At 29.5% G+C, this 21,551-nt stretch carries 26 protein-coding genes and 1 pseudogene; 24 read left to right on the top strand and 3 right to left on the bottom strand.

What is annotated here, in order from left to right; all coding sequences use genetic code 11:
* The first annotated feature begins 79 nt into the window (after nt 1–79).
* The 5 genes from B3086_RS10840 to B3086_RS10820 all read left to right on the top strand — a co-directional run bounded on the left by B3086_RS10840 (nt 80) and on the right by B3086_RS10820 (nt 4,109).
* A complete protein-coding gene (locus B3086_RS10840) occupies nt 80–736 on the top strand; it encodes a response regulator transcription factor (RefSeq protein ID WP_346846627.1) in 657 nt (218 codons plus the stop codon).
* Nucleotides 736–2,175, top strand: a complete 1,440-nt coding sequence (locus B3086_RS10835) for a HAMP domain-containing sensor histidine kinase (RefSeq protein WP_346846628.1) — start codon at nt 736–738, stop codon at nt 2,173–2,175. The genes B3086_RS10840 and B3086_RS10835 overlap by 1 nt, the downstream gene beginning before the upstream one ends.
* A gap of 117 nt (nt 2,176–2,292) precedes the next feature.
* Nucleotides 2,293–2,703, top strand: a complete 411-nt coding sequence (locus B3086_RS10830) for a hypothetical protein (protein WP_346893386.1) — start codon at nt 2,293–2,295, stop codon at nt 2,701–2,703.
* Between the two features lie 153 nt (nt 2,704–2,856).
* A complete protein-coding gene (locus B3086_RS10825) occupies nt 2,857–3,600 on the top strand; it encodes an NAD(P)H-dependent oxidoreductase (RefSeq protein WP_346846630.1) in 744 nt (247 codons plus the stop codon).
* 158 nt (nt 3,601–3,758) lie between these two features.
* Nucleotides 3,759–4,109: a hypothetical protein gene (locus B3086_RS10820; protein ID WP_346846631.1), complete on the top strand. Its 351-nt coding sequence runs from the start codon at nt 3,759–3,761 to the stop codon at nt 4,107–4,109.
* Nucleotides 4,110–4,229: 120 nt separating this feature from the next.
* On the opposite strand, the gene B3086_RS10815 is transcribed toward B3086_RS10820, so the two are convergent.
* Nucleotides 4,230–6,386, bottom strand: coding sequence for a C25 family cysteine peptidase (locus tag B3086_RS10815; protein WP_346846632.1), 2,157 nt, complete (start codon nt 6,384–6,386; stop codon nt 4,230–4,232).
* Between the two features lie 720 nt (nt 6,387–7,106).
* Between B3086_RS10815 and B3086_RS10810 the strand changes: the two genes are divergently transcribed.
* The 3 genes from B3086_RS10810 (at nt 7,107) to B3086_RS10800 (ending at nt 9,169) form a co-directional block, all read left to right on the top strand.
* Nucleotides 7,107–7,928 carry a GNAT family N-acetyltransferase gene (locus B3086_RS10810; protein ID WP_346846633.1) on the top strand — a complete coding sequence of 274 codons (822 nt, stop codon included), beginning with the start codon at nt 7,107–7,109 and terminating at the stop codon, nt 7,926–7,928.
* A 102-nt stretch (nt 7,929–8,030) separates the two neighbouring features.
* Entirely contained in the window at nt 8,031–8,534 is a 504-nt protein-coding gene (locus B3086_RS10805) for a flavodoxin family protein (RefSeq protein ID WP_346893384.1), read from the top strand.
* Nucleotides 8,531–9,169, top strand: coding sequence for a hypothetical protein (locus B3086_RS10800; RefSeq protein ID WP_346876913.1), 639 nt, complete (start codon nt 8,531–8,533; stop codon nt 9,167–9,169). The genes B3086_RS10805 and B3086_RS10800 overlap by 4 nt, the downstream gene beginning before the upstream one ends.
* Nucleotides 9,170–9,352: 183 nt before the next feature.
* Here the strand turns inward: B3086_RS10800 and B3086_RS10795 are convergent, their stop codons facing one another.
* Nucleotides 9,353–9,820 (bottom strand): VOC family protein, encoded by a 468-nt coding sequence (locus tag B3086_RS10795; RefSeq protein WP_346846636.1) that lies wholly within the window; start codon nt 9,818–9,820, stop codon nt 9,353–9,355.
* Between the two features lie 126 nt (nt 9,821–9,946).
* Here B3086_RS10795 and B3086_RS10790 point away from each other — a divergent pair, with 126 nt between their 5' ends.
* Complete coding sequence (locus B3086_RS10790) at nt 9,947–10,099, top strand: hypothetical protein (protein ID WP_167402807.1); 153 nt, start codon at nt 9,947–9,949, stop codon at nt 10,097–10,099.
* 121 nt (nt 10,100–10,220) lie between these two features.
* On the opposite strand, the gene B3086_RS10785 is transcribed toward B3086_RS10790, so the two are convergent.
* Complete coding sequence (locus tag B3086_RS10785) at nt 10,221–10,574, bottom strand: hypothetical protein (RefSeq protein WP_346846637.1); 354 nt, start codon at nt 10,572–10,574, stop codon at nt 10,221–10,223.
* A gap of 289 nt (nt 10,575–10,863) precedes the next feature.
* On the opposite strand from B3086_RS10785, the gene B3086_RS10780 reads away from it, so the two are divergent.
* The 15 genes and pseudogenes from B3086_RS10780 to B3086_RS10710 form a co-directional block, all read left to right on the top strand.
* Complete coding sequence (locus B3086_RS10780) at nt 10,864–10,989, top strand: hypothetical protein (RefSeq protein WP_346846638.1); 126 nt, start codon at nt 10,864–10,866, stop codon at nt 10,987–10,989.
* A 622-nt stretch (nt 10,990–11,611) separates the two neighbouring features.
* On the top strand, nt 11,612–12,088 hold the full coding sequence (locus tag B3086_RS10775) for an NUDIX hydrolase (RefSeq protein WP_346846639.1): 477 nt from the start codon (nt 11,612–11,614) through the stop codon (nt 12,086–12,088).
* A 68-nt stretch (nt 12,089–12,156) separates the two neighbouring features.
* Nucleotides 12,157–12,972, top strand: a complete 816-nt coding sequence (locus B3086_RS10770; protein ID WP_346893382.1) for a class I SAM-dependent methyltransferase — start codon at nt 12,157–12,159, stop codon at nt 12,970–12,972.
* A gap of 148 nt (nt 12,973–13,120) precedes the next feature.
* On the top strand, nt 13,121–14,365 hold the full coding sequence (locus B3086_RS10765) for an SEC-C metal-binding domain-containing protein (RefSeq protein ID WP_346846641.1): 1,245 nt from the start codon (nt 13,121–13,123) through the stop codon (nt 14,363–14,365).
* A 326-nt stretch (nt 14,366–14,691) separates the two neighbouring features.
* Nucleotides 14,692–15,525, top strand: coding sequence for a GNAT family N-acetyltransferase (locus B3086_RS10760; protein ID WP_346846642.1), 834 nt, complete (start codon nt 14,692–14,694; stop codon nt 15,523–15,525).
* Nucleotides 15,526–15,592: 67 nt separating this feature from the next.
* Nucleotides 15,593–16,060, top strand: a complete 468-nt coding sequence (locus B3086_RS10755) for a hypothetical protein (RefSeq protein ID WP_346846643.1) — start codon at nt 15,593–15,595, stop codon at nt 16,058–16,060.
* Entirely contained in the window at nt 16,061–16,657 is a 597-nt protein-coding gene (locus tag B3086_RS10750; protein ID WP_346846644.1) for a GNAT family protein, read from the top strand.
* 36 nt (nt 16,658–16,693) lie between these two features.
* Nucleotides 16,694–17,221 (top strand): GNAT family N-acetyltransferase, encoded by a 528-nt coding sequence (locus B3086_RS10745; RefSeq protein WP_346846645.1) that lies wholly within the window; start codon nt 16,694–16,696, stop codon nt 17,219–17,221.
* 54 nt (nt 17,222–17,275) lie between these two features.
* Nucleotides 17,276–17,620, top strand: coding sequence for a DUF1801 domain-containing protein (locus B3086_RS10740; RefSeq protein WP_346846646.1), 345 nt, complete (start codon nt 17,276–17,278; stop codon nt 17,618–17,620).
* Between the two features lie 61 nt (nt 17,621–17,681).
* The gene (locus B3086_RS10735) at nt 17,682–17,873 is read left to right on the top strand and encodes a hypothetical protein (RefSeq protein ID WP_150843676.1); all 192 of its coding nucleotides are present in this window, start codon (nt 17,682–17,684) and stop codon (nt 17,871–17,873) included.
* Nucleotides 17,874–17,946: 73 nt separating this feature from the next.
* A complete protein-coding gene (locus tag B3086_RS10730; RefSeq protein ID WP_346846647.1) occupies nt 17,947–18,993 on the top strand; it encodes an NUDIX domain-containing protein in 1,047 nt (348 codons plus the stop codon).
* Nucleotides 18,974–19,612: a nucleoside deaminase gene (locus tag B3086_RS10725; RefSeq protein ID WP_346846648.1), complete on the top strand. Its 639-nt coding sequence runs from the start codon at nt 18,974–18,976 to the stop codon at nt 19,610–19,612. Before B3086_RS10730 ends, B3086_RS10725 begins: the two co-directional genes overlap by 20 nt.
* 22 nt (nt 19,613–19,634) lie before the next feature.
* Nucleotides 19,635–20,129, top strand: a complete 495-nt coding sequence (locus B3086_RS10720; RefSeq protein WP_346846649.1) for an NUDIX hydrolase — start codon at nt 19,635–19,637, stop codon at nt 20,127–20,129.
* Nucleotides 20,130–20,203: 74 nt separating this feature from the next.
* Complete coding sequence (locus tag B3086_RS10715; RefSeq protein WP_346846650.1) at nt 20,204–20,686, top strand: GNAT family N-acetyltransferase; 483 nt, start codon at nt 20,204–20,206, stop codon at nt 20,684–20,686.
* A 158-nt stretch (nt 20,687–20,844) separates the two neighbouring features.
* Nucleotides 20,845–21,551, top strand: a pseudogene (locus tag B3086_RS10710) (collagen-like protein); the annotation flags it as partial.

The following is a 21,551-nucleotide window of genomic DNA, read 5'->3' as shown; positions in this document are numbered from 1 at the left end:
AAATAATTTGGGGACATACACTTTATTTTATACTATAATGGTATAAAATAAAAATGATATATTATATTAGGAGGTTTCAATGAAAATTTTAGTTGCTGATGATGATGAGAGAATTTTAAGACTTATTGCGGATTATTTAACTTTTAATAAATTTGAAGTAGTTACTGCAAAAGATGGTAAACTTGCTTTAGAGAACTTTGATGATACCATTGATTTAGTAATTTTAGATGTTATGATGCCTATTTATGATGGATGGATTGTATGTAAAGAGATTAGAAAGATATCAGAAGTACCTATAATTATATTAACGGCTAAAGATAGTGATTTAGATGAACTTTTTGCCTTTGATATAGGAGTGGACGACTATGTATCTAAACCATTTAACATAGCCCTATTACTTGCTAGAGTTAATAGACTTTTAAAAAGTAAAATTATTAAGGCGGGAAGCATTGTATTTAAAGGGATTGAAGTAAACGAAGAAAGTCACATGGTAAAAATAGACGGTAAGGAGAAAGAACTAAATCCGAAAGAATATGAACTATTGCTTTACTTTGTAAAAAATGTAAATAAAGTAATAAGTAGAGAAACGCTACTAAGAGTTATATGGGATGAAGATTACTTTGGTGATACTAGAACTGTAGATACTCATATAAGTCGGTTGAGAAATAAATTGGAAGATTATAATAAGTATCTAAAGACCATAAGGGGTTTTGGATATAAGTTTGGAGAAGTATGATGAAATCAATTAAATTAAAGTTATTTTCTGGTATAGTTCTCATATTCAGTATTTTTATCTTAGGGATTGCAACCTATGGAGTCACATATAAAGACTTTTTTCAAAGGGAAAAGTTAATGGAAATGAATGAAGTAATTGAAGAAATTAAAAACTATATAGATAAAGATTATGATAATAGAGTTGATGGGAAGTTAGAAGGACTTTCAGAGAAGTATAGTGTTCAAATAGATATAAAAGATGCACTAACATCAGAGAGCAGATTTTCTAGCCATAAAATGGGTAAAAATAATATGATGAATGGGCAGCATAGGTTTGAAGTTATAGAATTTATAGGTGAAAAAGAAGGAGTAAGTGAAACCATAACTCTTGATAGATCTACAGGTGTAGAGTTCTTAACTGCTGTAGGAAAAAATGTATATACTTACGAAATAACTGTTAAAACACCAATTACTGTTATTGATGATGCAGTAAATAAATCTATGAAGCTTTTATTTATGATAATGGTACCTGTTGGATTTATAGCACTTTTTATAACAGCATTATTTTCAAGACAATTTACTATGCCAGTAATAGAAATAACTAAAAAAACTAGAAAAATAGAAGAGCTAAGCTTTTGTGAGGATTTAAATATAAAGAGTATTGATGAAATAGGAATACTAGCTAAAAGTGTTAATAATTTATCCCATAAAATAGAAGAAACCTTAAAAAATCTAAAAGAAAAGAATTTAGAGTTAGAGACTATGATGAATAATGAAAAGAAAAATCAATTAGCTCGAAGGGAATTTGTGTCATCTGTATCTCATGAACTAAAAAGCCCTATAACTGTTATTTCAGGTTATATTCAAGCACTTCAAGAAGGTTTTATATCTTCAGAAGAGGATAGAAAATATTATTTAGATGTAATAGGTGGAGAAACAGAAAGATTAGGTATCATAGTCAATGATCTTTTAGATTTATATAAGCTAGAATCAAATACCTTTAAATTAAATAAAAAAGAAGTAAATATAAATAGTTTGATAAAAAAAACTCTAGAGAAAAATAAATTTAGATTCGAAGAAATGAACATAAATCTTAACTTTACGGAAGGTGAAAATATTACTATTATAGTGGATGAAGTTAGATTAGAGCAAGCAGTACAAAATTATATTAATAATGCCCTTAGCCATGTAGATGAAAATAAAATAATAGATATTAATCTAAAAGTAATTGAAGATAATTTAGTAATCTCTGTGTATAATAGTGGCAGTAACATTGAAGATGATAACCTTACTAGGATTTGGGAAGGGTTTATAAGGGTAGATAAGGTAAGAAACTATAAAGAAAAACGCCTAGGTTTAGGTTTAGCCATAGTGAAACAAATAGTAAATCTTCATGAGGGTACCTATGGGGTAAAGAATAGGAAGCATGGTGTGGAATTTTGGATAAGCTTAAGGTTATAAAAATGTATATTTATTTTAATCTAACTATTAGATTGTTGTAACATTAATGTAACATTCCTTTGTTATTATAAAGGTGTAAAAAAAATAAAAAATAATTAATGAAGGGAAGGATTTAATATGAAAAAATCAATGATAGCTTTAGCACTAGTAGGAGTAATTACCGCTTCGGGAGCAACTATGGCCTTTGCGGAGGAAAATTTAGGAGGAGCTTTTAGAAATGGTGGAGCTACACAGGTTCAAAGCTTAGTAGAAGAAGGAAAGATTTTAGAAGATGCAAAGAAAATTATGCTACAAGAGAAATATGAAAGAGTAGATGCTGCGGTAGAAAGAGGAACAATAACTGCAGAAAGAGGAGAAGAAATTAAAGCTGAAATGGCTGAAAATAGTGCTACTTGTGATGGGACTAGCATGAATAGAGAAAACAAGGAAGGCTATGGACTTAATCAAGGCTTAGGTAATGGTGCAGGTCAAGGTAGAGGAGCTGGCCAAGGAAAAGGTGCTGGTAGAGGAAATTGTATAAATAACTAAATTTATTATTTAGGTAGATAATATTATAGGAAGGATAGATATATTTATATAAGTATATCTACCTTCCTTTTTTCTATAATATTTCTTTACATTAGTTTGGATAGTTATGGTAAAATATTGTATATATACTACGACTATGAAGGAGATAATAATATGAAATGTGTAGTTATTCATGGTAGCCCAAGAAGAGGAAATACGTGGAATGTATTAACTCTAGTAAAGGAAGAAATGAGAAAAAGTTTAGACATAGAGTTTATTGATATTGAGCTAAGAAAAGAAAATCTTCCCCTATGTATAGGATGTTTTAATTGCATTTATAAGGGCGAAGATAAATGTCCTCACAAAGATATTATGAGTAAAATTATGAAAGAAATTAAAGAAGCAGAAGCACTAATAATTACTTCTCCTGTATACTCTATGCAAATAAGTGGATTACTAAAAAACTTTATAGATCATATGTCTTACAATTTCCATAGACCAAGTTTATTTACAAAGAAGGCTTTAATAATAACCACCACAGCTGGCGCAGGTCATAAGGATGCTGCAAACTATGTGAGAAGTGTTTTAAACTACTGGGGATTTAATCATGTTCAAACTTTACCAATTGCTTATAGAAGTAGGGAACTTACAGAGAAAAATAAAAAAAAGGTATTAGAGTGTGGAAAAAAATTTAGTGAGGAATTAAAATCTAAAAAGATTCATAAACCTTCCTTAAAATCAGTAGTTATGTTTAACCTTTGGAAAGCCATGTCAAAGGAGAAATATGAAGAAGGAAGTGCAGACTATGATTACTGGCATAGTGAAGATATGAGTAAAGGTGTATTCTCACCTAAAGTTCCTATTGGTATATTAAAAAAATTAATGGGAACAATTATTTATGGGTTAATGAATAAATAAGGTATGTATAAATATATAAAAAGTGGAAAATAATATATGAAAGATATAAGAATTTAGCTTGAACTATAACATGATAAGTACTATAATATGAATACATTATNNATAATGTATTCATATTATAGTTATTAAATAAAAAATCCGCGGTTGGGGTGATGGTTTTGGATATAGAAATTGAAGATATACTTGTAAAGTTGTTAGAAGGTCAAACAAGACTTGAGACAGAAATTAATGGTGTTAAAAGTGAGATAAAGAAAAATTCAATAAAAATTGAAGCTATAGAAAAAAATATAGATATGATTGTAGAAGTACAAAGTTCACATAGGGAACAAAATGAAAGTTCATTTAAAAGCACAGATTTAATAATAGAAGAGAAGACAGACTTAATTGAGAAATCAATAAAAAACATTTCTAAAAATGTTAAAGAAGTAAAAGAAAGCATAGAAGTATTAAAGGACATGACAGGTAGACATGAAGTAGATATTAACATACTAAAACGAAGGCCGGTATAGATAAAAATTTAATGACTTCATTAATAACCATTTTATTAATTTAAGATAGTTATTTTTTATGGCTAAAATATAGATTAAATACTAAGGGGGTGCTACAAGCACCCCTTATATATTATAGATTTAGTTAGCTATAGGATAACTTGCATTTAGGTTATATTTTGTAGAAGTACTATGAGCACCATTATATCCAACAACTTTAAGATAGTATGTGCCTAGTGTACGTGCTGAATAAGAAATGGATTCATTTGATGTTGAGCTTTTAGTAGAAGAGGCTACTCTTTTTCCTGATGAGTTATAGAGGTATAAGTCATAGTCATATGGTAGATTTGTTAATGTTGCAGAGATAACACCAGATTTGTTAGTTGTTACTTTATAATAATCAACGTCTGTATTTGAATATATATATGAACTATAATCTACACCACTATTTATAGTATATGCTTGGGAAGTAGAATCGTTTGGTTCATATGGGTCTGCTGGTTCTTCTGGATCTGTAGGGTCTGTTGGATTTGTAGAGTCTGGTAGGATTTGTATAGATGGGTCACCGAATAATGTCCAAGTGTTGAAGGTTAACAAATCACTGCTTGTACCGTTATCTAGCATTCTAGTTTCACCAGAGTAACACAAGCCGCCTAGTGACACCCTACTGTTGTTGCAAAGTAAGTCAATTATTCCGTCTTGACCATTCATAGGAGGTATCCAAGGTTGATTTACTGTTGACATTAATGTTCCTATTGCACCTATTGGGTTTCCGTTACTATTCTTTGAGCGAAGCCAAGTTTCTGCAAAACAAGTACCGCTTTGGAATTTACCACTTACACAAGAAACACTTATAATAAAAGGAAGTTGTCCTGGGTTTTGAAGATTTTTTATATTGGTATTGCTGAAGCCTGTTGTTACCCAGTAATTTTCAGCACCGTGTCCACAATAATTTATTATACCTCTGCCTTGGTTTAGACTATTAGTAACAGAAGAAGCTGATGCACCTGGATCGTATATACTATCCACTTGAGTATAACCTGCATTTAGAAGTCTACTCTTTATACTATCCATTTGTTGTATATCTGTTTCTCCAGAACCTTCATCTGATGCTATACCAACGCCTTTTTTAAACCATGCAGCTGTATTATAACCATTTTGTTCAAACTCAATAGATCTTTGTACTTGAGTTTCAACATCTGCAATACTTTCTGCAGAAAAACGGCCTACATATATGTCAGGATAATCATCTGAACCTGCAACCTTTGTATAAGTAGGATCAGAAACCCCTGTAGAGTAAGTAGGAGAGGATACATGTGCATAGTCACCTACAAGAAGTACATAAGTTAATTCAGGGTGTTGATTGTAATAGTTTTGTATATAGTTTTTTATTTCAGTTGGATTATTAGATGATGATACTGTAGACATATTTACTAATGTAGTGTTTATTCCTCTGGAGTTTTTCCAATTAATAAAGGAATTCATAGCACTACTAAACTGATCATAGGATATGATAAGCATAGAGCCTGTCTCTGAAGGATTATTCATTAAACGATGAGTAGGAGTTTTTAAATTACTGTAGTTAATAAATGTGTTTGAATAAGCAGGTTCGAAATCAGAAGTGGTTTTATTAGACCTTGAAGTGGTAAGTGAATTTACTGATGATTTACCATCTGTTATTATTTCTACAGTTACAGATTTATAAACTCTTAAAGTTTCATTTTTAGGTTTATATTGAAATGCATTTAGTGTAATAGTTGTCCCTCTTAATTCTCTCATTATGAAAGGTTCACTAAAAGAAACTAATTCTGAAGGATAAAAGTTTTTATTTTTATATTCCTTACCTAACTTATAAGGTATATCTTCAGGATTTTTATCCCTTGTTATAGAACCTTTTGATGGAGCTATAGGGATGTTTTTATAGTCTTTATATTCTGATGATATAACGTTCAACTTAACGTCGGCATCATTTGGTATAACTATATTTCTGCATATGCGAGGAAGTTCAGGAGCCCCTTCTTCAAGAGGTAAGCTAGTACCCTCACAATTAATATTATAGTAAGATTTATTGTTAATGTTTACTAAGTCTTTACTAAAATTATTAATATCAAATTTTACAACTGTATGGTGAGAATCAGACTCTAACACAGTAACACTAACATCTTCAGTGCTATTTGAGTTACCATCATTGTCAAGACTAGAAGTGGTTCTAGTATTAAATACGAAGAAACATTGAGTAACTAAAAATGTCAGTAGAAATAAAAATACTGATAGTTTTGATTTAAACAATTTTTTCATACATTCCCTCCTAAAAATTAGAATTTAATAGAGATAAAATAAATAGAAAATTATCTAAATAGTACATCCCTCCTTTTAAATTATTATAATTGTAACTTATGATATGAAGTGTGTTTTGTCTATATAGATAACAACTAAAATATGAAATTATTAAAGTTGTTTATCTCAAATATAATATTATGAAAAATTATAATTTTAATATGGGGTTTGAAAATTAATTATGTGACAATAGATAAATCATATTATATAAAATTGGATGAATAATTTTTGAAGATGTTTATAAAAGTAGTTCATCACTTTTATGAAAGAATGCATATGGATTTTATGCACAATTATATGTAATAATTAAATGAAAAATTTATGTTATTTATATATTAGAACAAATTTACATAATTGTAAATATGAAATGTGAAATTTCTTTAAAAAGTTAATAATATGGAAACAATTAACAATAGCTTAAATTCAAAATAGTGTATATGATATGCGATATACTGAAAATTTGCATAGGTAAGGTGTAACTTTATTGTATGACGAATAATTGTTAGATAAAACGAGATAACTATAAATTTAAATAATACTTTATTAGTATTATATGTTATAATTTCCTTATTAAAGATAATAACTTAAAGAAAAAGTGATAAGTTCATCTAGTAGTAAGAGCATAGTTTATATAATAAAACATTTAGGTGAAAATTAAATTTAAAAAGTGGGGGAACTATGATGTATAAAATTAAAGATAGTAAAAGAAAACATATGATAGAAGCTTATGACCAAGACAATAACTTAGTAGGGGAAGGTATAATTTCACCTTTTATGGAATCTGATTTATATGAAAGGCCTAGATTAAATATCTACATTGATATTAAAGTAAAGGATGTTATAGATAAAAGGGAGTTAAAAGATCAAATCTTTGATGAAATAATGAAGAAATCACAAGTAATAAGACAAGAAAATAAGGAGCTTGATGTAAGAATCTATCATTGTTGTTTTTCAGACAATAAAGAGAATATAGCATATTATTCTTCTAAAAAAGGCTTTAACCATGATGAAGGAATGCATATTATAAAGAAAAAAATAACTGAGGAGAGTTTCCAGATTACAGATATTGAGGGTATAGACTTTGCTACTCTTGAATTTATAAACGAAGACGAGATAAAACAGTTAGTAGAAAAGCAAAACGAAGTATTTGTTAGAGGCTATTCCATTGAGGATATAAAGGAATTAAGAAGAGAAAATCAATGGTTCAGTATAGCAGCTAAACATAGGGGCGAAATTGTAGGTAATATTATTATTATCGTAAAGGAAGATGGATTAAACAATAAATATGGTTGGGTGGATGATTTATTTGTTTCAAAAGAATGGAGAAAGCAAGGTGTTGGAAAAAATCTGATTATAAGAGCCTTTCAAGGGTTAAAGGATTTAAATATCAAGGAATCAAGACTAGAAGTCTGGAGTGCAAACAAAAGAGCATTGTCAGTTTATAATAGTGTAGGATATGAGTTTCACGAAGAAACAGAATCATCAATTGGGATGTCTCTTTAATGCTATTTTATATGAAATACTTAACTTGTAATGATGATTATTTATATGAGGATACAATAATTGAAAGTTATATTATAAACTATAAGAAAGGAACATTGTAAAATGAAGTTATTGATACATGACTTAGAAAATAAAGAGTTTAAAAAGACATTTCCTAATCAATTAGATGATACAATTATTATTTCAGATGATGGTACAATACATCATTGCATTGGTTGTTTTGGTTGTTGGATAAAAACACCTGGAGCTTGTATAATACGAGATAAATATGGTGATATGGGAGAGTATTTGTCAAAGTGTCAAGAGGTCATTCTTATTAGTAAATGTTGTTATGGTGGATTTAGTCCCTTCGTAAAAAATGTATTAGACCGAAGCATTTCTTATATCCATCCCTATTTTGCAATAAGAAATGGAGAAATGCATCATCGAAGAAGATATAAAAATCATATAGATATGAGAGTTTGGTTTTATGGTGAGAATATAACTGAAAAAGAAAAACAAACTAGTGAAAAATTGGTGAAAGCAAATTCTATTAATTTGGATTGTCATGTTAGTAGTATTTCATTTGTTAATAGCATTGAGAAAATGGAGGATGAGATACTATGAAAATAGCTATTATTAATGGAAGCCCTAAAATTAAAGATAGTGCCTCTGATTGCATCTTACAAGAGTTGAAAGTTTTTTTAAGTAAGCAAGATAATACGATTATAGAATATCACTTTAGAAAGCCACAATTGAGTATAAAGGAAATGGAGAATCTAGTAGAATGTGATGATTTAGTATTTGCGTTTCCTCTATATGTAGATGGAATTCCATCTCATTTGCTAAGTTGTCTTACAAAATTAGAAAATTATTTTCAAGCTGTAAATGAAAAAGAGATTAAAGTTTATTCTTTGGTGAATTGTGGATTTTATGAAGGTCATCAGAATAAATTAGCCATTGAAATTATGGAAAATTGGTGTATAAAAGCAGGACTTCAGTGGGGACAAGGGCTTGGAATTGGTGCAGGCGGCATGCTCCCATCCTTAAAAAATGTACCTATTGGTAATGGACCTAAGAAAGACTTAAAAAAAGCTATAAACCAAATTGCAAACAATATTTTAAAATCTACCTCAGAAGAAAATATATTTATAACAGCAAATTTTCCAAGGGTTGCCTATAAGTTTGCTGCAGAAATGGGATGGAGACAATCTATTAAAGGAAATGGATTAAAGAGGAAAGACTTATTTTTAAGAAAATAATAGTTTTTTTACTTATTTAGAACAGAAATAATGAAATTCTAAATGATATGAAAGAAAATATTAATATTGAATTATTTAAATTTGGAAATAAGAATACCGCTTATTCATTATGAATAATACGGTATTTTTATTTATTGAAGAACCTTTGAAAAAAGCTTAAAATCAACTTAATATAGTCATAATCTACTTTAGGCAAAAGTTCACATAATCAACTGGCACATCCATTCTAATAGCAATTTCCTTAATTGATAAACCATTATTCAAGAATCTTCTGACAACCATGATCATATTTTCACCAACTTCAATAATATGATTGTCAGGGTCGTAAAATCGAACAACACGCTGCCCCCAAGAATGTTCTACTATGGAATGTACATAATTAATATCTGTCATGTTATTAAGCCTTTGAATAAAGCAATCAAAATTATCTTCTTCAAAGTATAATTCTGTGTCATTTCCTCCAAATACAATTTCATTATCTTTTTTGTGAATAAAAGTACACCACGAATCTTTTGTTTGTAATGCAATACCTCCTGTTAAAGTCACATTTGCACCAAAATCCTCAACAACCTTTAATCCAAGCACTTCATAATAAAACAACTTTGATTTTTCTATATCAGAAACCACTATTAATGAACTCAAAAATTTCATTATATTCCTCCTCATATAAGTAATAATTCTTATTTGATTTAATTATTATAGTAACTTTTTAACCTATTTTTCATATTGTGTAATTGGCAAGAAAAATTTTTCATTAATGAAAAGGGGGGGATTATCATGTTTAAGGAAAAAACGTACAATAAGAATAATTGTAAAAATTCTAGTTATAAATATAAATGTCAGTGTTATACACATGAATATATAGGTATTGCAAGAATTGTTAAATCACAGCCATACCCAAAGCAACCATCGTTTTCTTGGAGCTTCTAGCTAAATAAACCAAGTGTAAATAGAAATGTGTATAAATTTATATTGAGCTGTCATCCCTGACAGCTCTTATTGTTTAATGGCTAAGTGCTAGTTGTTTTCAATAGCTCAATTTTCTAAAAGATTAGATAGTTGTTCCTAATTTCTTCATTGTATAACCTATGATAAATAAATCAATGACTAATCCTAAAATTATAATAACTGTTTTTGAAATTAGTGATAAATGAAAGCTAAGGGATATTTTAATAAATATCAGTGATGTTAATAAGCATATAATTATAAATACACCAATCAAAATAGCAAATTTTTTAATGCCATTTTTTTTTGCATATTCAATAATATCATCAATACTACACAATAGAATGGTTATCATTAATATGGCACTATCCCATTGCTGAATTCCAATAAGTTTAGCTAAAATCCATAAAAGTATACCAAATACGATGATAAGGTGCTTGTATTTTTTCCATGAATTCATTTTAAATTACTCCTATTCACTCAGAATGCATTAGAATTATTTATTGATTCTGTTTAATTAATATACATAGTATAACATATTTTTCAATACAGTTCTATTAAGCTTAAATATCAAGCTATTGTAATTCATTTTCAACATTTATTTATTACTATCAGTAATTTATACACCTGGGCATTCTCCTTGTCATATGTGTTTTTAGGAGAAGAAAAGAGGATATTTATTTTCAGGTGACTTAATTTATAAAGGAACTTTAGATATTTTTTATCCTACAACAAATCCTACTGACTTTATGCAATCAGTTCAAAAAATCAGTACTCTAGATATTAAAAGAATTTTCCCAGGGCACCACAGTTTAGATATTAGTGTTAATTTAGTTGATGAAATTAATCAAGGATTCGCTAAAATTAAGAAGTAAGGTTGTCTGCATCAAGACGCTGGAGTCTTTAAATTTGAGAATTTTGCAATTCATATTTGAGCAAATTTAATGTATACAACTATAAATATAATAAGCATAGTCTACTCTATAAACACTTATATTATAAAATAATTTCTACAACATAATATAATAAACCTAAAGAATATATTTGGATTTTTCTTGTTAATACAAAAATATATGCGTAAAAAACTATTTAACCATTTATATAGGTATACAGGTATATAGGAAACTATTAAAATATATAACTATTTAAATAGTTGTTTTATTCATGCGGGTTTCGGGCGGTTTTCATGTTTTAGTGGTAAGCGTTAATGAAGTAAGAATTTTTTATTTTATATTTACTTTTATTGGTTTATAATTAATTTATGGGTTATAATGTATTATCTAGTATATAAAGAAGGATAAACGTGCTATATATAGTCTATGGTTTTATAGGATTATGAGTATACTATTTTGTTACAGTGCTATTTGGTGGAGATTCTGGAATAGGGATATTAGCTGCAATAATAATAGTATGCACAATAATTATTATAGAAAAACTTAATGATATAAAAATGAAATTAGATGGAAAAGATAAATAAATTTTAATTGGAGGCTTAAAATGGATTGTGGATTTGAAAAAGAAGATGGATGGTTTAGATATAGAGCAGCAGCGATTATAATAGAAAATGGACAAGTACTTTTTGTGAAAAATGAAGTAGACGATTATTATTACTCCGTTGGAGGAGGTGTACATCTTGGGGAAAAGGCAGAAGATGCAGTAAGAAGAGAGGTTTTTGAAGAAACAGGCGTAGAATATGAGATTGAAAGATTAGTTTTTATTCATGAGAACTTTTTTAATGGTACTGGATCATTAGAAGGGTTAAAATGTCATGAGATAACCTTTTACTTTTTAATGAAGTCAAGAGGAAGTCAAGAACTCAATAGCAATAGTTATTCCCTAGGTGGTCGTGAATATATGCATTGGCTACCTATTGAAAAATTGAGGGATTATTTAGCTTTTCCTAGCTTCTTTGCAGAGAAACTAACATGTATTAGTGATACTCTTGAACATATTGTCACATATGAAAGCATTTAATTTAATATTATTTAGGATATATGGAGTTGTTAGTACATATATAGTGAATATTAGGGAGGTTAAATGTAATGAATAAAATAGAACCTTATAAAGGGATTTCTGCTATATACGAGGAGATAAGACCTTCTTATCCAGAAAAATTAATTCAAGATGTAATCTCAAAGACTGATTTGAAATTCAATGATAGGCTACTTGAAATTGGATCAGGAACTGGAAAAGCAACTATACAATTTGCAGATAAAGGCTTTAGAGTTCATGGAATAGAATTAGGGGAAGATATGGCAGAAATACTAAGAGATAAGTGCAGAGACTACCCAAATGTTTCAGTTGATGTAGTATCTTTTGAGGAATGGAATTGTCCTAATAATGAAAAATATGACATGATTTTTTGTGCTCAGGCATTTCATTGGCTAGATAAAAATATTAAATATAAAAAATGTCATGAACTTTTAAAGGAGAATGGCTATCTTGTTTTATTTTGGTATAATCCATGTGATGATGAATTTCCTAGAACAAAAGAAATTGAAAGAAAGGTTGAAAGTATTGTTAAAAAGTACATTTCTAATTACTTTGCTGACAATAGAAAACCTGAAAGACGTGTACATGATGGAATATCAACCAATGATGAAAGAAAGGCAGAAATAGAAGCATCTGAGTTGTTTGATTTAGTTGAAAAAATAGAATATACACAAGAAGTAAGAAATAATTCAAGGCAGTATTTAAAGGCTACAAAATCAATGCCAGCATTTGCTTCTATTATTGATGGATTAGATGAGGAAATCATTAAAAAGATGGATAGTGAAATTGAAGAGGTTATAAATAATAATGAAGGATATGTAAGTGGGTTCTTTAAGTTTTCTTTGTATATAACTAGGAAAAGATGACTTAATATTATAACATAAGACAATGATNNATCATTGTCTTATGTTATAATTTATTAAATAAGGAATTAACTATTTTACTTCAATAGAAATTAATAAATAATTATAGTACAATAGTTTTTGAAACATAAAGATAAATCAGGAGGGAACAATGAAAGAAAAATCTTATTTCTGTGAAAAACAAGTTACGGATGAAACTACTAATGAAACAAACATCCTAGAACAAGAAGCTAATGACTTAAAGAATGAAAAATATTTAGAAGATGTAGATACTGAAATTGCAGGGTTAGTAGATGAAATTATCCTTAAAAGAATTCAAAGGACAGCTAAGAGTGCATTGAAAAGAGAGTGTTCTAAAGATTTAAAGGAACTTCTAAAAGTGGAAACCAAGGATACTTTAAAAGAGATAATGAATGAATTAAACATTGAATATAAGTCAGCTGATAAAAAAGATGATTTGATTGATAAAATTGCCATTAATTATGAAGATGCAATCTTAAAAGTATTGAAATATGTAGATAGTGATTGTTATATTTCTTTACAAAAAATACTAAAAAATAATGGAATTATTCCTATAAGTGGACATATGGATGAGTCCGAAAACTCTATATTTATGCAAGAAATGGGAATGTTATATATTGCTGAAAGTGATGATAAATTATATCTTTGTGCACCAGAGCAGTTTCTTAAAGTTATACCGCAAATAGACAAGAAGTCTATAGAGAAGAATGATGAAATAATAAAGTTATTTAGAGGTATGCTTTACTATTATGGTGGGATTGCTGCAAAAGAATTTATGGAAAGATTACCTGAGGATGCAAAGATAGATTTACCCTTAGAAGAAGTAGAGAAAATTTTAGCTATGGGAGAAAAAACTTGTGCTGAGTATATCTATGAAGATAGTTTTGGGTTAAATGGTTTTTTATGCGATATACAGGAGTTGGAAGCTCTAAAATTACAAGGATTAACAGATGACTACAAACAACTTACAAAAACAGAGTTGCTTAAGGCTAGTAGAAGAGATTACATAGGTGATAAAAATAACTATAAAAAATTTATAAAAGTTATTAAGGATAACTATGATATACCAGGAGATGGTATAGAACAATTACTGGAGTTTACATATGAAACATATCAATTTGAAGGTAAAGAAGAACTAATTAAGAAGGCTCTTGATCATCTATCTGTACCAGAATTTTTGGAAAGTGAAATAATTAATGCAATAGATGATGTTTGTAGGAAAATCCCAGCTTGGAAATATAATGGGTATACAGAAGCAGAGAAAAATAATTCTAATAGAGTTAACATAGAAAAGGTAAGAGTTGGAAGAAACGATCCTTGCCCATGTGGTAGTGGTAAAAAGTATAAAAAATGCTGTGAATCTAAGGGATTATAACTTGGTTAGGAAAGTCTTAGTTTTATAAAGTTTAATTTAATAGTAAACATAAGTAAATAAACTTCAGAGGAGATAGTGCTCTTCTGAAGTTTATTTTTGTTTAAATTTGTTTGATTTGCTCATAAGATAAATAGATATCCATGTAAAATAAAGTATAACTTTATAAAAAGAGGAATATTAAAGTTTTTAGCGTATATATAAAGGATGGTAAAAAGATGCTATTAAAATAAAGGAATTATTGGGATTTAAATGAAGAATAGCAGAATAGAAATGGATATATAGTAGCAATATCTTTATGATAAATGTTTTAGGGGAGGTATTTAGTTATGAACTTATGTATTAAACAGTATAAGTATGAATATAAAGATGAAGTAAATGAGCTTATTTCAGATGATGATTTTGTAAGAAACGATGTAATTAGCTGCTTAAATAGATGGCCTCAGTATGGGAGCATTGTTGTAGTTGAATCTGAAGTAGTTGGTGTAGGTGTATTTACTGGAGTAAGTAAAAAGACTAGTATGACTTTTTATGTGAAACCAGCAAAAAGAAAAAAAGGTATTGGAACTGCCTTGTTAAAGCACTTAGAAGATACAATGAGAAATGTTGGAGTTAAGGAAATAGTTTGTGATTTTAGAATTAATGATGTTGAAAAAACATTTTTGTATAAGAATGGATATAACTATTGGTTTAAATCTAATTTTATGACTTATAATGGCAGCAAATTGGCGGTAGATAACGATGAAATTATAAATTATGAAGATAAGTATTATCATGAATGTCAAAAAGTTTTCAGTGAAGCATTTCATAAAATGCGTTTATCTGTGGGTCTAGATTCTACATTGAGCCTTCCAAGTGATGAAGAGAGAAATCAGTACAAAGAAAATGCAGAAAATATATTTCTGCTTCGTAAAAATGGTGAAATAGTAGCAGCTGTTAGACTTGAAGCTAATGAAATAGATTCACTTGCAGTAGGAGTAGAGCATCAACATAAAGGGTATGGAAAAGCATTGTTAAGCTATGCTGTTAATAGATTGTTAGATAAAGGATATACAACAGTGGCACTTTGGGTAGTTGAAGGAAATTCAGCAAAGTTTTTATATGAAAAGGTAGGTTTTATAAAAGAACGTGTACATGAGTTCGTTGTTAAAGGTATAAAGTAGAAAAGGTTATAAATAAAAGTTTATAGAGTAAATAATTTTTATTTATAACATATGGAGGAAATATATTATGAATAGTTGGAAAAGTGATAGAATTGGTTCTGCAGAAAGAGATGAAAATCCTACAGTAATGGTAAAAATGAAAAGCGGCTTTGCTGTTATAGGAGATAATCAATTTCTGCCTGGATATTGTGTTCTTCTTGGATATCCAAGAGCGAGTTCATTAAATGAATTATCTCTAGAAGAAAGAACTCAATATTCAACTGATATGACATTAATAGGAGACGCCATTATAAAAGCATGTAATCCATTAAGAATTAATTACTCTATTTTGATGAATTTAGATCACTATTTACATGCGCATATTGAGGCTCGTTATGATTGGGAACCTGAAGAGAATAAGTGTAGACCATCTTATTTTTATCCAAAGGAACAAAGATATGGTAGTCAGTATGAATATTCAGATGAAAAATATGGTGATTTAAAAACAAATATAACAGAAAATTTGTTGGAATTAATGAAGGAGATTGATTACTAGATGTATGAAGAATATTTTAGTGAGGTGTATACCGTGATTGATTACAATGAAATTTTAAGAGAAAATTTAGTCTTAAAATCAAAGAGGTTAATTTTAAGACCATTCACTATGGATGATATAGATGATGTTTTTTTATATGCCAGTGATGATTTTGTAACAAAATATTTAACATGGCCTTCATATAAGGATATATCAGAAATAGAGGACGTTGTGAAAACATACTATATTGATAAAAGTGGAGTTTTTGCAATTGAATTAGAAGAAGAAGAAAAATGTATTGGGTGCATTGATTTAAGACTATATAATCAAGATAATAAAGCGAGTTTTGGTTATGTTTTGAATAGAGGTTATTGGAATAAGGGTTATATGTCAGAGGCTTTAAATCTAATATTAGACTTTTCTTTTTCAAAACTAGAATTGAATCGTGTTGAAGCTACGCACTACATAGGAAATGAGGGCTCTGGTCGTGTTATGCAAAAATGTGGTATGAGATATGAAGGAACTGGCATACAGGAAGTAAAAGTAAAAGGTATTTTCTATGATGTTGTTCACTATGCAATTTTGAGAGAAGAATGGTTAATTGGATATAGTGACTAATGAAGATAAATTTAAGTTAATTGGAGGGGTACATATATGGATATAGTTTTTGAACTAGGACAAGCTGATGATTTTGATGAGTTAGAACAGCTTTATAACGATTTAAATGACCATTTAGCAGAAGGAGTAAACTATCCTGGATGGAAAAAAGGGATATATCCTGTACGGCAAAATGCAATTGATGGAGTCAAACATGGAAATCTTTATGTAGCAAAGCATAGTAATAAAATAGTTGGTTCTATTATTTTAAGCCATGAGCCTGAACCTGCATATTATAATGCAGAATGGGGATTTAAGTCTGATTATTCAGATGTTTTTGTAGTATATACATTTGTAGTACACCCAAAGTTTTTGAAATGTGGTGTAGGTAAAGCGTTAATGGATTTTGCTATTGAGCATAGTATTAAGTCACAGGTTAAATCAATTAGATTGGATGTCTATGAAGGTAATATACCTGCAATTAAGCTATATGAAAAATGTGGTTTTAAATATATTGATACCGTTGACTTAGGGCTTGGAAACTATGGGTTGAATTGGTTTAGATTATATGAAAAATTACTTTGACAGTGTGAGTATACTCTATAGTTAAATTATTAAGTATAAAAGTGGGAGGAAATTATGGGGATTAAATGTAAAGAAGTTTCAGATTATTTTGCAAGTTATGGAGTGGAAAAAGAAAAACGATTGGAGTCCATTAGAAATATAATTCACGATATAGTTCCTGATATAAAGGAAAAAATGTGGACTAAAGTTCCATGTTTCTATATAGATAGAGCAACTATTGTTATTCGCGTATTCAATGATCATATAAATATTTTTGTAGATGAAGTATTTCAATATAAAGATGAGTTATTAGAATATAAAATTACACCAAAAGGCGCACTACAAATATTTGATAAACAAGCAATACCATTTGAAACTTTATCAAAGATATTTAGATCTTGTTTCACAAGTGTGTATTAGGATTCCTATAACTGCCCATCACACCTTATATGATTGTTTGGCTTGTCAGCATATTTGTCCAATGAATTCGGAGCAAAAAGAGAAAATTATTGAGGATATAATTTTTACAGAAGAAGAAACCAATATGTTATTAGAAGGGAAATCCATTGATTCTTTTTCAGCGGGCTTTAAATCGAAGGTGTATATGCTAGGAATTGATCAATGGTATGAAGCAATTCCAAGAAATTTGAAAGTTTTATTTGATAATATGTAATACCGGTAATATTGAAACTTTGTAGTAAAATTATATAATAAGAGAAATATAAATTAAGAATTGGAGGATTAGAATGGATACTAAGAAGAAGTTAGTTATTGCTATAGCAGCAGTATCTGGTGGTGGAAAGACTACTGTTACAACAGTATTAAATAAAAAATTACATAATTCTAAAGCATTATACTTTGACGATTATGAATTTAATGGTCCTGAAGATATATGTGAGTGGGTTGAGAGAGGTTCAGATTATAATGAATGGAACTTGACACCTTTAATTAATGATTTAAATTCTTTGCTTTCCAATTCTATAGAATCATTAGACTACATAATACTTGATTATCCATTTGCTTACAAACACAATGAAATGAGTAAATATATAGATTTGACAGTATTTATTGATACATCTCTGGATATTGCCATGGCTAGGCGTATATTGAGAGATTTTAAAGAATTTTCTTTTGAAAGTATAAGGCAAGATTTAGATGTTTATTTATCACGTGGAAGATTAGGTTATTTAGAAGCGTTGAATTCAATTAAACCAAACTCTGATTTTGTAATAGATGGTTCCTTACCAGTAGAGGCTATAGTAAGTCAGATTCTTGAAATAATCAATAGGAGGAGCAAATTTGAGAATATGAATTACGTAGAATACATACGTGATAGAGTTGGACATGATGCAATAAATTTAACAGGGGTAAATATTTTAATAATCAACAAAAACAATCAAATTTTGCTTCAAAGAAGGGGAACATTTCCATATAAGTGGGGACTAGTTGGAGGAATTACAGAATTAGGAGAATCCCTTGAAGAAACTGCTATTAGAGAATCAAAAGAAGAGACAGGATTAGATATTAAGGGGCTAAGGCTACTAGGAACTACATCAGGAGAAAAATGCTATATGGACTTACCTAATGGCGATAAAGCATACTTTATAACTGTTGGATATTTTACTAAAAGTTTTAGTGGAGTATTAAATATAGATGATTTTGAAACCAAGGAATTGAAATTTTTTAGTTATGAACAATTACCTGACAATATACCAAATAGTCATAGGATCATGATTGATAAATATTATAATAATTTTAAAGGAGAAGATTTAAATGTGGATGGAGTTAGATAATATTTGGCAAGAGGCTTTTTCATTGGCTTGGGAATCTTTTAAAAGGAATACTATTCCTATAGGAGCTGTTATAGTTAATGAAGAAGGCAATATCATATCAAGAGGAAGAAATAGAATCTTTGATGATTCTAGTAACAATCCGTTGGTAGGAAGTAATATGGCTCATGCTGAAATGACTGCTATGATAAATTTAAAAGAAAAGGAACATCCCGATATAAAGAAATATACCTTATATACAACTATGGAACCTTGTCCTATGTGTTTTGGGACCATGGTGATGATGGGAATAAGAAATTTGAGGTATGCAGCAAGGGATGGTTTTGCTGGTGCAACGGAATTAAATTATAATATGGATTATATAAAAAGCAAAAAAATATTTATATATAAAGAAGATGATGAATTAGAGTTATTTCATATTTGTCTACAATCTGCTTATGAGTATTCAAGAAATCATAAGAGATTAGAAGAAGTATTGAACTCATGGAGAACCTATTGTAGAGAAGGTGTTTTGCTGGGAAAACAACTGTATGATGAAGGTTATTTTTTAGAAGCTATAAAGCAAAGAAAGGAAATTGGACAAATATATGATGAAGTAATACTTAGATTTAACAATATTTAATATTATTTGGAGGAGCACCTTAATGAATCAAGATATATTGTTTAAAACTAATGACTTTGTTTTTAGTTATCGAGTTGCAGGATTATTAATTAAAAATAACAAAGTTCTACTTCAACGCCCTATAAGTGATGCAGGATATGCAATTCCAGGAGGGCATGTTTCTTTTGGAGAAACAAATGAAGAAACTCTAATTCGAGAATTTAGAGAAGAAATAGGTGTAGACATAAAGGTAGAGAATTTAAAGTGGGTAGGTGAAATTTTCTTTCCTTGGGGAGATAAACCATGTCATCAAATTAATTTATTTTATAAAGTTACTTTAACTGAAGATACACAAATTCCATTGAATGGAGATTTTTATGGGATTGAAAAAATAGAGAATGGCTCATTTAAACTTGAGTTTTTATGGGTGGATTTGAAAGATATTTTAAATGTTGATCTATATCCTACAAATGCCAAAGAGTTACTATTAAATAATTCAAAGGAAATAAAGCATTTTATTTATCATGAAGAAGTATAGATAATGAACTCAAACTATAGATAAATTAAATCAATTTATAATTTAGCAGACAAGGATAAAGAGGGGAGATTTTTATGAATTTGCATGTAAGAGAAGCAGTTAGAAGTGATTATATTGAGATCAATAATCTTGTTAAAGAAGTACATAATTTACATGTTGAAAATAGACCAGATGTTTATGTGAATACTGATACTCCTTTGATAAAAGAAGATTTTTATGAGTTATTAAGCACCAGTGACACAAAGGTATTTGTAGTAGAAGATCTTAATAATAAAGAGTTAGTAGCATATAGCATTGTGAAAATTATGGCCCATAGAAGTATTCAGATACTTAGAACAATGACACTTGCTTATATAGATGATTTTTGTGTTAAAGCTAGTAAGCAAAAGAATGGTATTGGAAGATTACTTTTTGATTATGTTGTAAGTTATGCAAAATCAGAAGGAGCTTTATCTTTACAGTTGATTGTATGGGAGTTTAATAAAGATGCTATTAAATTCTATGAATCATTGGGAATGACAGTAAGAAATAGAAGAATGGAATTAAACTTGAGTTAATATAAATGTAAAAAATATAATTTAAAGATAGGTACTGAGGGAAATAAATCCCCTAGTACCTTATTGTTTTTTATGAACATTTATTATTATAGGTGAGTATAATAATAATGAATCTAATAGAAATAAAATTTCATATAGATAATAGGGGGAAATCATTTATGTCAGAATATTATAATGGTGAAAACATCAATCAAATAAATTATACAAACCAAGGTTTAAATGTAGACAATAGTGATTATAGTAATGATTCAAGCTATTGCCCAGAGTATCAATATAATTGCTCACAATGTCCTTATTACAACCAATGTCAACAACAGTGTTGCTGCTGTATTGGTCCAACAGGACCACAAGGTCCAAGAGGATGCATTGGACCGCAAGGCCCAACAGGACCACAAGGTCCAAGAGGATGCATGGGACCACAAGGTCCAACAGGCCCACAAGGTCCAAGAGGTTACATGGGATTACAAGGACCAACAGGCCCACAAGGAGCAACAGGTGCGACAGGTGCACAAGGACCAACAGGTCCAATAGGAGCAACAGGTTCAACTGGAGCTCAAGGACCAACAGGCCCACAAGGTCCAAGAGGTTACATGGGATTACAAGGACCAACAGGCCCACAAGGAGCAACAGGAGCAACGGGAGCAACAGGAGCAACAGGAGCTCAAGGACCAACAGGCCCACAAGGAGCAACAGGAGCAACAGGAGCGACAGGAACAACAGGAGCAACAGGAGCAGCTGGAGCAACAGGAGCAACAGGAGCTCAAGGCCCAACGGGGCCACAAGGTCCAATAGGCCCAACAGGCCCACAAGGAGCAATGGGAGCAACGGGTGCGACAGGAGCTCAAGGCCCAACAGGCCCACAAGG

This window comes from Clostridium sp. UBA871, from assembly GCF_002295255.1.
Lineage (GTDB): Bacteria > Bacillota > Clostridia > Clostridiales > Clostridiaceae > Clostridium_J > Clostridium_J sulfidigenes.
The sequence above is the reverse complement of the archived record's forward strand: the minus strand, read 5'-3'. Positions and strand labels throughout refer to the sequence as shown.

Excerpts from the sequence above, each read along its gene's own strand:
- B3086_RS10840 (WP_346846627.1), top strand. The coding sequence starts at position 80 with ATGAAAATTTTAGTTGCTGATGATGATGAGAGAATTTTAAGACTTATT.
- B3086_RS10835 (WP_346846628.1), top strand. The coding sequence starts at position 736 with ATGAAATCAATTAAATTAAAGTTATTTTCTGGTATAGTTCTCATATTC.
- B3086_RS10830 (WP_346893386.1), top strand. The coding sequence starts at position 2,293 with ATGAAAAAATCAATGATAGCTTTAGCACTAGTAGGAGTAATTACCGCT.
- B3086_RS10825 (WP_346846630.1), top strand. The coding sequence starts at position 2,857 with ATGAAATGTGTAGTTATTCATGGTAGCCCAAGAAGAGGAAATACGTGG.
- B3086_RS10815 (WP_346846632.1), bottom strand. The coding sequence starts at position 6,386 with ATGAAAAAATTGTTTAAATCAAAACTATCAGTATTTTTATTTCTACTG.
- B3086_RS10810 (WP_346846633.1), top strand. The coding sequence starts at position 7,107 with ATGTATAAAATTAAAGATAGTAAAAGAAAACATATGATAGAAGCTTAT.
- B3086_RS10805 (WP_346893384.1), top strand. The coding sequence starts at position 8,031 with ATGAAGTTATTGATACATGACTTAGAAAATAAAGAGTTTAAAAAGACA.
- B3086_RS10800 (WP_346876913.1), top strand. The coding sequence starts at position 8,531 with ATGAAAATAGCTATTATTAATGGAAGCCCTAAAATTAAAGATAGTGCC.
- B3086_RS10795 (WP_346846636.1), bottom strand. The coding sequence starts at position 9,820 with ATGAAATTTTTGAGTTCATTAATAGTGGTTTCTGATATAGAAAAATCA.
- B3086_RS10790 (WP_167402807.1), top strand. The coding sequence starts at position 9,947 with ATGTTTAAGGAAAAAACGTACAATAAGAATAATTGTAAAAATTCTAGT.
- B3086_RS10785 (WP_346846637.1), bottom strand. The coding sequence starts at position 10,574 with ATGAATTCATGGAAAAAATACAAGCACCTTATCATCGTATTTGGTATA.
- B3086_RS10780 (WP_346846638.1), top strand. The coding sequence starts at position 10,864 with ATGCAATCAGTTCAAAAAATCAGTACTCTAGATATTAAAAGAATTTTC.
- B3086_RS10775 (WP_346846639.1), top strand. The coding sequence starts at position 11,612 with ATGGATTGTGGATTTGAAAAAGAAGATGGATGGTTTAGATATAGAGCA.
- B3086_RS10770 (WP_346893382.1), top strand. The coding sequence starts at position 12,157 with ATGAATAAAATAGAACCTTATAAAGGGATTTCTGCTATATACGAGGAG.
- B3086_RS10765 (WP_346846641.1), top strand. The coding sequence starts at position 13,121 with ATGAAAGAAAAATCTTATTTCTGTGAAAAACAAGTTACGGATGAAACT.
- B3086_RS10760 (WP_346846642.1), top strand. The coding sequence starts at position 14,692 with ATGAACTTATGTATTAAACAGTATAAGTATGAATATAAAGATGAAGTA.
- B3086_RS10755 (WP_346846643.1), top strand. The coding sequence starts at position 15,593 with ATGAATAGTTGGAAAAGTGATAGAATTGGTTCTGCAGAAAGAGATGAA.
- B3086_RS10750 (WP_346846644.1), top strand. The coding sequence starts at position 16,061 with ATGTATGAAGAATATTTTAGTGAGGTGTATACCGTGATTGATTACAAT.
- B3086_RS10745 (WP_346846645.1), top strand. The coding sequence starts at position 16,694 with ATGGATATAGTTTTTGAACTAGGACAAGCTGATGATTTTGATGAGTTA.
- B3086_RS10740 (WP_346846646.1), top strand. The coding sequence starts at position 17,276 with ATGGGGATTAAATGTAAAGAAGTTTCAGATTATTTTGCAAGTTATGGA.
- B3086_RS10735 (WP_150843676.1), top strand. The coding sequence starts at position 17,682 with ATGAATTCGGAGCAAAAAGAGAAAATTATTGAGGATATAATTTTTACA.
- B3086_RS10730 (WP_346846647.1), top strand. The coding sequence starts at position 17,947 with ATGGATACTAAGAAGAAGTTAGTTATTGCTATAGCAGCAGTATCTGGT.
- B3086_RS10725 (WP_346846648.1), top strand. The coding sequence starts at position 18,974 with ATGTGGATGGAGTTAGATAATATTTGGCAAGAGGCTTTTTCATTGGCT.
- B3086_RS10720 (WP_346846649.1), top strand. The coding sequence starts at position 19,635 with ATGAATCAAGATATATTGTTTAAAACTAATGACTTTGTTTTTAGTTAT.
- B3086_RS10715 (WP_346846650.1), top strand. The coding sequence starts at position 20,204 with ATGAATTTGCATGTAAGAGAAGCAGTTAGAAGTGATTATATTGAGATC.